General features: G+C 41.1%; 12 protein-coding genes. All 12 read right to left on the bottom strand.

Going from position 1 to position 14,100, the window contains the following annotated elements; translation table 11 throughout:
- Positions 1-608: 608 nt before the first annotated feature.
- Positions 609-3,038 (bottom strand): glucose/quinate/shikimate family membrane-bound PQQ-dependent dehydrogenase, encoded by a 2,430-nt coding sequence (locus I8T81_RS08350; protein WP_198072565.1) that lies wholly within the window; start codon positions 3,036-3,038, stop codon positions 609-611.
- An 82-nt stretch (positions 3,039-3,120) separates the two neighbouring features.
- Positions 3,121-4,440 carry a carbohydrate porin gene (locus I8T81_RS08345; RefSeq protein ID WP_198072564.1) on the bottom strand — a complete coding sequence of 440 codons (1,320 nt, stop codon included), beginning with the start codon at positions 4,438-4,440 and terminating at the stop codon, positions 3,121-3,123.
- Positions 4,441-4,496: 56 nt separating this feature from the next.
- Positions 4,497-5,948 (bottom strand): NosD domain-containing protein, encoded by a 1,452-nt coding sequence (locus I8T81_RS08340; protein ID WP_198072563.1) that lies wholly within the window; start codon positions 5,946-5,948, stop codon positions 4,497-4,499.
- 19 nt (positions 5,949-5,967) lie between these two features.
- A complete protein-coding gene (gene aroD / locus I8T81_RS08335; RefSeq protein WP_081400429.1) occupies positions 5,968-6,795 on the bottom strand; it encodes a type I 3-dehydroquinate dehydratase in 828 nt (275 codons plus the stop codon).
- Positions 6,796-6,864: 69 nt separating this feature from the next.
- On the bottom strand, positions 6,865-7,494 hold the full coding sequence (gene pcaG, locus I8T81_RS08330) for a protocatechuate 3,4-dioxygenase subunit alpha (RefSeq protein WP_019458800.1): 630 nt from the start codon (positions 7,492-7,494) through the stop codon (positions 6,865-6,867).
- A gap of 14 nt (positions 7,495-7,508) precedes the next feature.
- Complete coding sequence (pcaH, locus tag I8T81_RS08325) at positions 7,509-8,234, bottom strand: protocatechuate 3,4-dioxygenase subunit beta (protein ID WP_000077913.1); 726 nt, start codon at positions 8,232-8,234, stop codon at positions 7,509-7,511.
- Between the two features lie 10 nt (positions 8,235-8,244).
- Positions 8,245-8,658: a 4-carboxymuconolactone decarboxylase gene (pcaC, locus tag I8T81_RS08320; protein ID WP_004701356.1), complete on the bottom strand. Its 414-nt coding sequence runs from the start codon at positions 8,656-8,658 to the stop codon at positions 8,245-8,247.
- A 15-nt stretch (positions 8,659-8,673) separates the two neighbouring features.
- Entirely contained in the window at positions 8,674-10,029 is a 1,356-nt protein-coding gene (locus tag I8T81_RS08315) for an MFS transporter (protein ID WP_019458798.1), read from the bottom strand.
- Positions 10,030-10,071: 42 nt separating this feature from the next.
- The gene (gene pcaD / locus I8T81_RS08310) at positions 10,072-10,857 is read right to left on the bottom strand and encodes a 3-oxoadipate enol-lactonase (protein ID WP_198072562.1); all 786 of its coding nucleotides are present in this window, start codon (positions 10,855-10,857) and stop codon (positions 10,072-10,074) included.
- On the bottom strand, positions 10,854-12,209 hold the full coding sequence (gene pcaB / locus I8T81_RS08305; protein WP_198072561.1) for a 3-carboxy-cis,cis-muconate cycloisomerase: 1,356 nt from the start codon (positions 12,207-12,209) through the stop codon (positions 10,854-10,856). Before pcaB ends, pcaD begins: the two co-directional genes overlap by 4 nt.
- A gap of 2 nt (positions 12,210-12,211) precedes the next feature.
- Entirely contained in the window at positions 12,212-13,423 is a 1,212-nt protein-coding gene (gene pcaF, locus I8T81_RS08300) for a 3-oxoadipyl-CoA thiolase (protein ID WP_198072560.1), read from the bottom strand.
- A gap of 12 nt (positions 13,424-13,435) precedes the next feature.
- On the bottom strand, positions 13,436-14,089 hold the full coding sequence (locus I8T81_RS08295) for a 3-oxoacid CoA-transferase subunit B (protein ID WP_004792017.1): 654 nt from the start codon (positions 14,087-14,089) through the stop codon (positions 13,436-13,438).
- Positions 14,090-14,100 lie beyond the last annotated feature (11 nt).

Raw genomic sequence — 14,100 nt, 5'->3', positions numbered from 1 at the left:
GTGGCTTTAATCTAACAAATCATATCTAAATTGTCATTAAAGACTCATTTTTCGTCTCTTTATTTAGTAATGCTTAGGCTATTTTCAGATTTTTATAAAATTAGGATAGAATGCACATAAAAAAAGGCCCATCTTTCGATGAGCCTTAAGCCAATTAAAGCTTAAATTCCTGAAATACAAATTATTACTGGGTAGTAATAACCTGCGCCGATCATTCTAGCGTAATGCAATAAATTATATAAATATAATATAAATATATATTTACGCTCGTTTTTCCAACAAAAAAAACTGGTTTTTGATGATTAAAAACTGAATAATGTTTATTTTTAATTAAAATTCACGATCTTAAGTTAAACAAAACTTAATAAATTTTTAAAGTTTATTTATAGTTAAAACATTATAAAAAATTGCTTAATAGTTAGGCTATGACTAGTGTTCGTGTCGATTCGTTTATAAGAATTTTCTAAGTTTAGTAATAACTTCAAGCACTTTTTTACTATTTGGTAAAGCTATCCAACTAAAAATATAGAATTTCCACAAATACCTTAATATAAAAAAGATATAAAAAAATAAGGGCAAAAGAAAATTTATCCTTTTGCCCTCTTTAATCACTTCTCTAAGCTATATGCGATTACATAATCACCGTGGTCAGGAGACTGACGTGCTCCTCCCGCAGAAACAACCACATACTGTTTACCTGTTTTAGGCGAAACATAGCTGATAGGTGTTCCTTGGCTACCAACAGGCATACGTGACTTCCAAAGTTCTTTACCTGTAGAAGAATCAAAAGCACGTAAATAGTAATCTTGAGTTGCAGCAAAGAATACTAAACCACCCTGAGTTGCCATTGGGCCACCAATAGTCGGCATTCCAATTGGTGCTTTCAAGCCCATCTTAATACCCATAGGTCCCGTGTCTTCAACTGTACCCAATGGTACTTGCCATGCAACTTGACGAGTTTTCATGTCAATTGCCGTCATTGTACCAAATGGTGGTTTTTGACAAGGAATACTTAAAGCAGACATAAAGCGGTTTTTATTCACTTTATAAGGTGTACCTTTCATTGGTACCGCGCCCATACCTGTATTTACTTTTTCACCGCCACTCGCCTGAATCTTAATATCTTCAGGGGTTTGTTTAAGAAGTTGAACCCACAAACCAAGACGCATATCGTTTACAAACATGTAACGATGTGTTGGATCGAAAGCAATACTACCCCAGTTCATACCACCTAAAGAACCTGGGAAACTTAATGAAATATCAGTACCCGGTGCAGTGAATAGACCTTCGTAACGCATTGACTTAAAGTTAATACGACACATAAGTTGGTCAAACGGCGTTGCGCCCCACATATCTGACTCGGTTAAAGTCTGATTACCAATTTGAGGCATTTCAACAGAACGAGGTTGGGTTAAACTGTATTGTTCACCCGGAATATTTGCAGCTTTAACAGGCTGTTCAATCACTTTAGTCAGTGGTTTGCCTGTAACTCGGTCAAGAACAAAGAATTGTCCCGACTTGGTTCCAATCACAACAGCTGGTTTCGTCGTACCATCTTTTAATGGGAAGTCGACTAGACTCGGTTGCATTGGTAAGTCAAAGTCCCATAAGTCGTTGTGAACAGTTTGATATACCCACTTCTCTTTACCAGTTGTTGCATCAAGTGCTAAAACTGAAGTGTTGTACTTGTGGTCTAATGGATTACGGTTACCACCCCAAATATCAACAGATGAACTACCCATAGGTAAAAAGACTGTATTCATTTGCGGGTCATAAGACATAGCAGCCCAAGAGTTTGCCGAGCTACGTTTATACGTTTCACCTGGTTTTAGAACATGATTAGGATCAGGATTACGAGGGTCAAATGCCCAGCGGAGTTTACCTGTAATCACATCATAACCACGGATAACACCACCCGGCATATCCGCTGCTACGTTATCAGCAATACGGCTACCCACCACAATGGTGGTACCTGCAATCGTTGGTGCAGAAGTGACTTCAAAACGTGGAGCTTTTGTTCCATCGCCTAAGCCTTCGAGTAGATTAACTGTTCCATTCACACCAAAGTCTGCACAGCGCTCCCCAGTATCCGCATTCACTGCAATTAAACGAGCATCTGGAGTATTGGTATATATACGGCGTGGACATGGTGTATTGGTCGCAACCGTAGTTACTGCATTCGCACCAGCCAAAGTTGGTTGAACAAGTGGTTTAGTCGAATCAAAGTATGCAACACCACGGCAACGTTCCCATGCATCGGCTTTAGAGTTTACTTCAGCTTTCCAGAGTTGCTTGCCCGAATCAGCATCGATTGCAAAAATGTTGTTATGTGGCGTACATAAAAAGACTTTATTTCCAACTTGTAGTGGGGTCATTTGGTCTTCAGCACCATTACCACTACCCGTTGTAAAATCACCCGTTCTAAAACGCCATGCTTCTTTTAGTTTATGAACGTTATCTCGGTTAATTTGATCGAGAGCAACAAAACGGCTACCACCCGTATCATTTCCATAATTTTCCCAATTCACCTGCTTTTTAGCTGGGTCAACTGGTACCAAAGGTAGCTTTTCACCTGAACTTGCTACTGTTGGGTGCGGCTGGAACATTTGATAGAGCGCAATCAACATACCTACAACAACTAGACCAGCAACACCATACGCTGGAGCTGCCGATCCATTTTGGAATTGATAACGTCGAATTGAAGGTAAGGTAAACAGTAATGCAGCAAAAAGACCAGCAGGAAACATTAAGCGTGAGAATAACGGCCAAAATTCCCAGCCAGCATCAACAAATGACCAGATTACCGTACCAACAAAAACAGCAGCAAAAATCCCAACACCCAGTGCTTTTTTACGGAAAATGCTAATTGCTGAAACCGTTATAAATAATCCTGAAATAAGGAAATACCAAGAACCACCGAGAGATACTAGCTTCCCACCACCTACAATATAAAAAACACCGGTAGCTAATAAAACTAGGCCTAATATAAAACACCATATTTTGAATAAGATATGAAACTTAGAATCTGACTCAGACATAGATCCTACTCCACATATACTGAACACAAATAGTTCAAGCATTTGGGCCAGTTAAACTATGTCTAACCAGCCATCAATATTGTTAAAAATTAACTTTTACACTCAAACCCGCCACCCAAGCATCATCAACTTCTTTTACACCAGCAGGTTGATGGATATATTGAATATTTGGTCGCAGCATGACGGCCGGAGACCATTGATAGGTATAGTTCAATTCAACGTTTAGTTCGTCGTCCTGAATTGGAATATAGTTAGATGCGATCGGATCATAGCTATAGTATCCGCGGCTTTCATTTGTCGCGATCTGCTTATCTTTAGCACGGTCATTAACGACATAATTGGCAATACCAAAACCAATTGAATCATTTGGTCGGCTGTCAAATGGGCCCTTATACCAAAGTGCAAGTTGTTGTGTACTTTGTACAAAGGTCGTTGCTTTATCATTTACAACGCCATTAAAACTTACATATAAACCGCGTTTCGGATCTTGGCCGGCATGGCTAAGTTGTTGCTGCGCATTAATCCAGAAGCTTTGTTTTCCGTCATGAACTTTACCTGCAGTTTTAATATCATTTGCTTCTGCGGTTGAGTAAAGTGCACCTACTTTATATTCACCCGGTAAACCATTGAAAGCAGCAAGTTTTGGTTTCCATGCAAGTTCAACCGGTATAGTAGCGCCCTTGACGTTATTCATATCCAGATTAAAACCATCACTGTTTGATTCGGTTTTAATATTGTCTGGATTGACCTCATAAACACCAACACCTAAAGACCATTCAGGTGCAAACTGATATTTAACATTTGCAGCCCAAACACCAACTGGTGAGTTATACCAAATTGAACCAATTGATTTTCCTAACTGCCCACCACAAAGCAATAAGTTCTGAAACTCACATTGAGAACTATTGAAGTCCTCTGACATTCCCATACGACCAACTTTGACTTGTACGGTATTATCAGCAAAGCCTTTTTTTATCCATGCTTGAGATAAACGCCAGATTTTGCCACGACCATAAATCTCTTGAGCGTTACCAAGTTGGCTAGAGCGTGGGTCTTTAATACGCTCTAAAGTAAGCGCATTACCATCACGTTTAGTAACAACTAAGCTCGCGGTTGTATCTTTCCATCCAGCAATTTTGTCTAAATCGAAAGTTGCACCCAAAGAAAGCTGCGCAGCATTCTCAAAAGTATTGCTGTCGTTATACCCACCATCTAAATTTGTGGCAGCTTGGCTCATGATAGAAGCTGTAAATTTATAACCCTGTTGCTCTAATTGTTGACGCTCACCATTCCAGTCACCCAATAACCATTGGCGGTCTTGTGACCAAGGTTCATTTGCAAGAGCAAATTGGCTACCCATCACAGCAATCGTTAACACACTCAGTTTCATTAAATTTGGCATTTTAAATCCTTTTATCTTTTCTAAATGCGCCCCTGTTTGAGGCGCTTTATTTGTTGTTATTTAACTTGTGTAAAGCCAAGCTCTGAAGTGGCGCCAAAGTGATCTGTTACATTTGCTGTAATTGATGCAACTTTAACACTTGGTTTCCAATTGGCTTTTGCGTTGCCTTGTGTATCTGTAGCAACTGTTATTGTTCCTAAATATTGCTCAGCTTCTTTTGAAGTCGCTTTTTGGTTGCCAAAAAACTCAACTTGATAGCGCTGATTTGGTAAACCATTAACTTCGATATTAACTGAACCATTATTTGCTGTTAACTTAGGTGCTTTAATACCCTGATTAGGTTGAGAGTTACAGCCTTGTTCATTTGGTTGAGTACAAGTTTTTTGTAGCTTAGATGGCTCAATCACTACACCGCCACCACGTGAACCAACAAAACCTTCATGTTCAAGTGCAGGTACACCAAATACAATTGCACCTAAACGCTGATTTGGCACACATGATCCACCAGCTTCGCAGCGTTTAATATCTTTACCGTTGTCCCAAATCAGGTTTTTAGTCAATGTAATTCTTGCATTTGCATCTTTTTCTGAGCGAATGGCAACACCAATACGATTGCCATGCACTTTATTGCTATCAAGAATATTGCCATCACCCGTCATGTTAAAACCAATCGAGTTATTGGTCATTTCGTTGTAGGCAATATAGTTACGCTTACCCCAGTTAATCTGTAAGCCATCCGAATAATTTTCAAACTTGTTTCCAACTACAGCATTGTCATTGCCCCACAAGATTTCAATACCTTGTGATGGCTCTGGATTTACTTTGGTAGAAACAAAATGGTTATTCGCAATTAAGTTAAATGCTGCACCACGTGTCAGTTCTAAACCATCACCATTGTCTTGGAAAATGTTATCTAAAACTTTGTTGTTATTAGTCGTGGTTGCAGTTGGATTGCCTTTACCATCATCGCCCGTGATCATGACCCCAGCTCCACCATAGTTATTACTAATACGGTTATGCTGAATAAGGTTATTGCTTGAACGATTAACCAATACCCCGATACAGAAGCGATGGATATCTAATCCTTTTAAAGTCACGTTATTGACATCACGTAGTACAAAACCCGGTAAAGTCATAGTACGAACATTGGTACCATACTGCTCAGGGTTTGCACCTGGGCATGCTTTTGCTCCTTCGCCTTTAATGTAATTTGATCCATCAATTGCGATGTATTCACCAGTTTTATCCCACTCTGTACCAATAATTTTGACAGGTGCTTTAATTTCAGGAAGTGCGCTATTTAATTTAATCGCATAAGGTGTTTTGCCTACCGCCTGAATCAAAATATCACTTGCTTCACTTGGGTTAGCATTAGCTTGCTCAATTGCCCAGCGTAAAGAACCTTTGTTGCTATCATCTTGATACCGATCAACAACATAAGTTTGTGCTGCGGTTATTCCTGAAACCATTAAACCTAATGCAAGAGTAGTTAAACGTAATGTATTCATTTCATCATATCCTTATGATTTATGGGTTTGTTGGTTGAACGGTTTTTAAAATCTGTTTGAGCTTAGTCACATCGATTTGACCCGGCGCAGAAGCCTGACCAATCATGCCAAAGCTATAACTTCCGCCCATATTGGCAGTCGCAACACGAGAAATCGTACCTAATTGCCCCATCGACATTGTCAATAATGGCTTAGTGGTTTGCTGACTTACTTTTAAAGTGGCATTCATTAAAGTGAAGACGTCTTGTTTAGATTTCGGCATTACCGCAATTTTGAGAATATCTGCACCCATCTGATCTTGTTTTAACAAGCGTTTTTCAATTTCATCTTGGCTTGGTGTTTTTTGGAAGTCATGATTAGACATAACAACCAGCACTTTCTTTTGATGTGCTTTTTGAACAATTTCTGAAACTACTTTTTGATCACGGAACATTTCAACATCTAACCAGTCCATGAACGGATTTTTTAAATAAGCTTGATAAGTCTTCGCATAATCAGCATCGCTAATTTCGAGCTGACCACCTTCATTTTTAGTACGAATGGTGGCGATCATTGGCTTATGACCTAAAATCTTTTTCAATTCATGTCCTAATGCAATCACTTGTTTTGTATCACTTGCAAAACTGAGTAAATCGATACGAAACTCAGCTAAATCAGCATCCGCTGTATTTGCAATGACTTGAGCTTGAGCTAAAGCTTGCTCTTTAGTTTTTGCAGTGATCGGAACAATCGTTTTAACTGTTGTCATAGCAGGTTGTGTCTGGGCAGCCAAAGCAACAGGTTCAGCATTCACCTGTGCTACAAAAAATGGGAGTGTAAGCAAACTTAAGCTTAATAATGTTTTCATTTTCATATCATTCATCCTTAAAAAGGCTACACATATCCATGAATAATCAGGTGTAGCCTTAGGTGTTCCTTAAATATCAAAAAATACAGTTTCGTTATCGCCTTGAATACGAATATCAAAACGGTAAACAACTTCACCATTCTCTTCAAAACGTTTAGCAACAAGAGTTTGGCGACGCGGTGCCCACTCAATGCTATTTAAGATCGGATCATTAGCATTTGCCTCAGCTTCATCGTCAAAATAAACACGTGTATGAAGACCTAAGTTAATACCGCGAGCGAAAATGACTAATGCAATATGTGGTGCCTGAGTTGAACCTTTACGGCCAACTGTCGCGCCTGGTTTAATCGTATTGAAGCTCCAAATGCCTGTTTCAAAGTCTGCACCTGTACGGCCCCAACCTTGAAATGCTGGATCAGCTTTTTGCTCACGTGTATCTGCCTGACTTGGGTAAATACCATTTGCATCAGCCTGCCAAATCTCAATGAGTACATCTCGTAACGGTAGACCTAAACCGTCAAATACTTGACCTTCAAGACGAATACGCTCGCCTTTGGTTTGGTCTTGTACTAGCTGGTTATTAAAGTTGTTTTCGAACACTTCAATATTTGCTTGTTGTGGCAATAACCCAATATGAACGTAAGGACCACCTGTTTGAGATGGAGTTTCTTTTAATTCCTGAAAATTCCAGTTATTCATGCTCGTGCTCCCGATTAAGTCAATTCGTTTTCGAAGTAAGTCGCTCGACGGCCACGTAAAGTGATGTCAAAACGGTAACAACGGCTATCAGCTTCGATAAAGTTGTTTTTATCTTCTAGTGCAATCAAGGCACGACGTTGATCTTCAGAAGGAATCGTTTTTAAGATCGGGCAAGTATCAATGAGCGTATCGCCTTCAAAATAAAACTGCGAAATTAGGCGCTGAGCCCAACCATCAGCAATTAAAGAGAAATGGATATGCGCAGGACGCCATTCATTAATGCGGTTACGCCATGGGTATGGACCCGGTTTAATGGTACGGAAAATATAAAAACCGTTTTCATCAGTTAAGGTGCGACCACAACCACCAAAGTTAGGATCCATTGCACCAATAAACTTGTCGTTTGGATGGCGATAACGACCAGAAGCATTGGCTTGCCATACTTCTAGAAGTGCATTTTTTACAGGACGACCAAATTGGTCACGAACATAGCCATGGACAATGACACGTTCACCAATTGGTAAACCATCTTTGGCATAGTTCAAAATCAAGTCGTTATCTTTTGGACCGAACAAGTTTGAAGAAAAATGCGGCGCAGTAACTTCGGTTAGAGTCTCGTTAATAGAGATCAATGCATTTTTTGGCGAACGCAATACACTTGTTTTATAACCTGGCGTATACGCTGGTGGATGATCATCTGTATTACGTTGGGCGTAAGCACCCCAGCTATGTTGTGACATCTTTATCTCCTTAATCCTGTTCTTTCGCTGCAATTGGGTTTACTTCTATTCCCAACTCTTTAAAGACTTCTTCAGCCATATGCATTGCAGCGTTTGCCGCAGGTAAACCTGCATAGAGTGAACTGTGTAAGATCAACTCTTTTAAATCTTCTTTAGTTACACCATTGTTGAAACAAGCGCGTAAATGCATGCGTAGTTCATCTTCACGGCCAAGCGACAATAAAATTGCGATAGTGACTAAACTACGTGTATGACGCGGTAGGCCCGGACGAGACCACACTTCACCCCATGCGTAACGGCTAATAAAGTTTTGAAAATCTTGGTTAAAGTCATTTAAGTTTTGCAAAGACCGACCAACATGCTTTTCACCCAAAACTTCCGTCCGCACCTCAATGCCTTGTTTATAGCGTTGTTCATCATTCATCGTGATAGACCTCTATTAAGTTGCATCGGTATGCGCAACAAGTGATTTAACAAATACAGCAACAGCAGCAGCAGACGCCGGAATTAGTAATAAGCTAAGAATGGCAGTAAATGACCAATCATTACCAAGTAATACAGCCCCAATCCAAGCACCAAATACCGCACCGAAACGACCAATACCTGTCATCCAAGACACACCCGTAGCACGGCATTGTGTTGGATAGAAACGAGCACTCAAAGCTGGCATTGAAGATTGTGCACCGTTAATTGCGATACCAGCACAAAGCACCAATACAGCAAGTAATGTTGAGTTTCCTAAGCTTTGACCAACAGCAATCGCAAATAGACCCGCAGCAAAGTAGAAAATGGCAATGACTCGGTTCGGGTTGAATTTGTCCATCGCCCAACCGATGAACAATGCACTTACCACACCACCGAACTGGAACAATCCACCGATAAATGCAGCACGTTCCATTGAAGCACCCGTTTCACGCATCAATGTTGGTAACCAGCTTGTAAGCAAGTAAACAACTACTAAGCCCATGAAATAGGTCAACCAAAGTAAAAGTGTTCCTTTCGCATAAGGTTTAGAAAACATAATCCCAAAGACATTTTTCTTTTGAGCTGTTTCAGTTTTCTCTTCAGGTACATGAAATGCAGTTGCGTCTTGAACCTGAGTTGGTGCTATATGATTTAAAATTTTGCGTACTTTTTCTGGGTTTTTACCTTTAACAATTAAGAAGCGGTAAGACTCAGGTAAAACTAAAACCACCAGAACCATTAAAATTAAAGGTGACCAACCGCCAAGTAAAAATAGACTGTGCCAACCATAGGTCGGAATGAGCCAACTGCTAATAAAGCCACCTGTTGCCATACCTAAGTTGTAACCACAGAACATACATGTCACGAGCAGTGAACGAATGCGAGTTGGACAGTATTCAGAAAACAATGTAGTCGCATTTGGCATCGCTGCACCCAAACCAATACCTGTCAAAAAGCGTAAAACAACAAGGCTATCTAAGTTGGTTGCATAAGCAGAAGCTAAGGTAAAACCACCAAATACAAGCATTGAAATAGCTAGAACAATTTTTCGGCCAAAGCGATCAGCTGTTGGGCCAGAAACCAAAGCTCCAATAATCATTCCACCAAGTGCAGCACTCATGACTGGACCTAACTGAGAGCGATCAACACCCCAGTCCTGAGCCAATGCTGGTGCAATAAAACCCATTGCAGCTGTATCGATACCATCAGTAAAAATAATCAAGAAACAGATAATTGCGATCATCCACTGATACTTACTGAGTGGTGCATCATTAATTAGTGCTTGAGCATCGATACTTTTGTTTGGTGTAGCGTAATCCTGAGACGCCATATTTGCCTCCTTAAGGCCAATTCCTTTTAAACTACTAAGCTATTAGATTTGCTGAATAAACCTAGTCAATTCCTGAGTAAATCTTTGCGGTTGCTCAATATTAGAAAGATGAGATGCTTCCAATTTAGCAAGCTGACTATTCTTAATAGCCTTCTGCATAAACTCAGCATCGAATACTGTAGTTACTGGATCTTCTGTTCCTACAATGAGCAACACTGGAATTTGAATTTCTCCAATTTCATCTCTTAAATCAGCATGTGCTAAAGCACGACACGCATTGGCATAACCTTGTGCTGGTGTGTTTGCCAGACTTTGAATCGTCGTTTGTGCAACTACATTATGTTGATAGTCGAATTTTTCGCTAAACCAACGTGTATGTGTGGTTTTTACCAATTCAGCGAGCCCATTTTGTTCTACTGATTCGGCACGACTTAACCACGCTTCAGCCTGTCCAATTTTGGCTGCCGAGTTCGCAACGGTAATACTTAGAAAGCGCTCTGGATAATGAATACCCAACCAAAGTCCTGTAATTCCGCCCATTGAAATTCCACAAAAATGAGCTTTTTCAATATCTAAGGCATCTAAAATATCAACAACATCTTCAGCTAAATTTTGCAATGTGGTATTGCTAATTACATCGCTTTCACCGTGACCACGTGTGTCGTATGTAATTACATTAAAATGACTTTTAAGCTCATTTACTTGCGGCTGCCACATTCCATGATCTGTTCCTAACGAGTTAGATAACACAAGTGCTTGAGCATCTTTTAGACCATCTGTATAAACTGCTAACTGTTTTCCTTGACGATTACGAATAGTCTGTTTCACTTTGACTCTCCTTGTGCTTCTTGCAGAACAGCATCAATTTGAGCTTGAATGTTGCCCAAATAGTTTTCTGCTTTAAATATTTCCAAAATTTCTGTTTGACTAAAATGTTCTTTTACTTCATCTAACTGACTAACAACCTCAGATAAATGCTTCTTTTGGGCTACGGCTGTTTTACAAGCTGCTTCAACAATATGATGTGCATTTAAACGTCCAATTTTTGGAGCAAGTGCCATCATCACAGCTTCTGCCATAATCAGCCCGTTGGTACACTCAAGGTTCTGCTGCATATGCTCAGTATTAACTTCGAAACCTTGTAAAACTTCACCAGTACGACTTAATGCTCCAGCACAAAGCTGAAAAATTTCAGGAACAGCTAACCATTCTGCATGCCATGCACCTAAGCTACGCTCATGTTCCTGTACCATGCTTTGATAGATACTAGACATAAGTGCTGGTACACGATTTGCTGCTGCAAGTACTGAAGCTGCTGCGACTGGATTACGCTTATGAGGCATGGTTGATGAACCACCACGACCCTTTGCAGTAGGTTCAAACAATTCTGCAATTTCAGTTTGCATCATGAGCGACCAATCACGTGCCATCTTGCCCGTATTCCCAACAATCATGCCAAGCACACTTGCGATTTCTACAATACGGTCACGCTCACCATGCCATGTACTTGTCGGTACAGTCAGATTTAGTTTTTTGGTAAATGCACTGACCACAGATGAACCTTGATCTTGCAAAGAAGCTAAAGAACCCACAGCCCCACCTAACTGAGCAGTAAATACACGTGATTTCATTGCATTTATACGATCTAAATCACGCTTAAATGCAGAAGCCCAACGAGCAAGCTTGTGTCCCAAGGTAATAGGCAAAGCTTGCTGTAACCATGTACGCCCAATCATGACTTGATAGCGATATTGCTTGGCTTGTTCTAATGCAGTCGCATAGCAGTGTTGAAGTTGAGCTTCTACAATATTCAACGCATCACGGCATTGCAAAATACAAGCTGTATCTAAAATATCCTGACTTGTTGCGCCCCAATGCACATAACGTGAAGCATCTTCATCAACATCTTTAACAATTGCCGTTAGTTGTTTTACGAACGGAATTGCAATGTTTCCAGCTAAGCCAGTTGCCACGGCTAAGGCTGAAAAGTCAAACTTTTCTATTGCTTGCTCAGCTACTTGGGTAATGGTGTTAGCCGCATTTTGAGGAATCACGCCAACTTGTGCCTGTGCTTGAGCTAACGCGACTTCAACCTCAATCATATATTTGATTAAAGATGAGTCACTAAAGATGTCGGTGACATCTTTTTGATAAAACAAACTGGCATATAACTGGCTCATGATTAGACTCTCTCAATAATCAAAGCAATACCTTGACCTACACCAATACACATTGAACACAAGGCATAACGACCATCTGTTTGCTCAAGCTGGTTTAAAGCTGTGGTCACAAGACGTGCACCTGATGCACCAAGTGGATGGCCTAAAGCAATCGCACCACCGTTTGGATTTACCTTGTTGCTATCATCTGGCAAACCTAAATCACGGGTCACTGCCAAAGCCTGTGCAGCAAAGGCTTCATTGAGCTCAATCACATCCATCTGCTCTAAAGTCAGGTTGGCTTGTTTAAGTAATTTTTTAATCGCTGGTGCCGGAGCAAAACCCATAATGCGTGGTTCTACACCTACGGCTGTTGAAGCAATGATCTTGGCACGCGGTTTTAAGTTGTAAGCCTGAACTGCATCATCAGAAGCAATCAGTAGAGCTGCTGCGCCATCGTTAATACCTGAAGCATTCCCCGCAGTCACTGAACCATCTGCTTTAACAACAGGTTTAAGTTTACTTAAAGCTTCAAGGGTGGTTGAAGCACGTGGGTGCTCATCGGTATCAATCACAACAGCATCACCCTTACGCTGAGGGATTTCAACTGGCACGATTTCTTTAGAAAAAAAGCCTTTGGCTTGCGCGCTTGCGGTGCGTTGTTGGCTCACCAAGGCAAACTGGTCCTGATCTGCACGATTCACGTTAAACTGTTCAGCCACGTTTTCGGCAGTCTGGGGCATGGTGTCTACACCATACAATTCTTTAAGTTTAGGGTTAATGAAACGCCATCCCATGGTGGTATCTTCAATCTTCTGGCTACGGCCAAAAGCACTGTCAGACTTACCCATCACATAAGGTGCACGGCTCATGCTTTCTACACCACCTGCAATCACCAAGTTCGCTTCACCTGCTTTAATGGCACGGGCAGCAATGGCAATCGCATCGAGTGAAGAACCACACAAACGGTTAATGGTGGTTGCCGGCACCTGATACGGTAAACCAGCAAGCAGTGCTGACATACGGCCGACGTTACGGTTATCTTCACCGGCTTGGTTGGCACAGCCGTAGATCACATCATCGACCTGTTCCCAATCTACATTTGGGTTACGCTGCATGAGCGCTTTAATCGGCACAGCACCAAGGTCATCAGCACGAACGGGAGCTAGGCCACCGGCATAACGGCCAAATGGGGTACGGATGGCATCGATGATATAAGCGTTTTTTAATGTCATTTCCCTACTTCCTTACCCTTGAGTGGCATCAATCAAAGTTGCACCTGTTAAAGCCTGTAACTCATCAAAGCTAAGACCTTCAACTTTCTCAATCACCTTTAAACCATCTTTAGTCACGTCAATCACACACAGGTCAGTGTAAATACGATCAACACAGTGTTTACCCGTAACTGGATAGCTCAGCTCAGCCACAATCTTCGGTTCACCTTGCTTGGTCACATGGTCTGTGGTGATAAATACTTTTTTAGCACCCACAGCTAAATCCATCGCACCACCTACCGCAGGAATTGCATCCGGGGCACCCGTGTGCCAGTTCGCCAAATCACCATTCGCAGCAACCTGAAATGCGCCAAGCACGGCAATATCAAGGTGACCACCACGCATCATCGCAAATGAATCGCCATGGTGGAAAAAGCTGCCACCTTCAAGCATGGTCACAAACTCTTTACCTGCATTAATCAGTTCAGGGTCTTCTTCACCTGCCGCTGGCGGTGGGCCAAAAGCTAATAGGCCATTTTCAGAATGAAGGAAAATATCTTTGTCGTTAGGTAGATAGCTCGCAATTTTGGTTGGTAAACCAATACCCAAGTTCACATAGGCACCATCTGGAATGTCTTGTGCTACACGTTTTGCAATCTGGTCACGGCTGAGTTTCTGATAGCTCATGTTATTTCTCC

The sequence above is a fragment of the Acinetobacter seifertii genome, from assembly GCF_016064815.1.
Taxonomy (GTDB): domain Bacteria; phylum Pseudomonadota; class Gammaproteobacteria; order Pseudomonadales; family Moraxellaceae; genus Acinetobacter; species Acinetobacter seifertii.
Note: the sequence above shows the minus strand (reverse complement) of the source record. Positions and strands in the feature narration are given on the sequence as shown.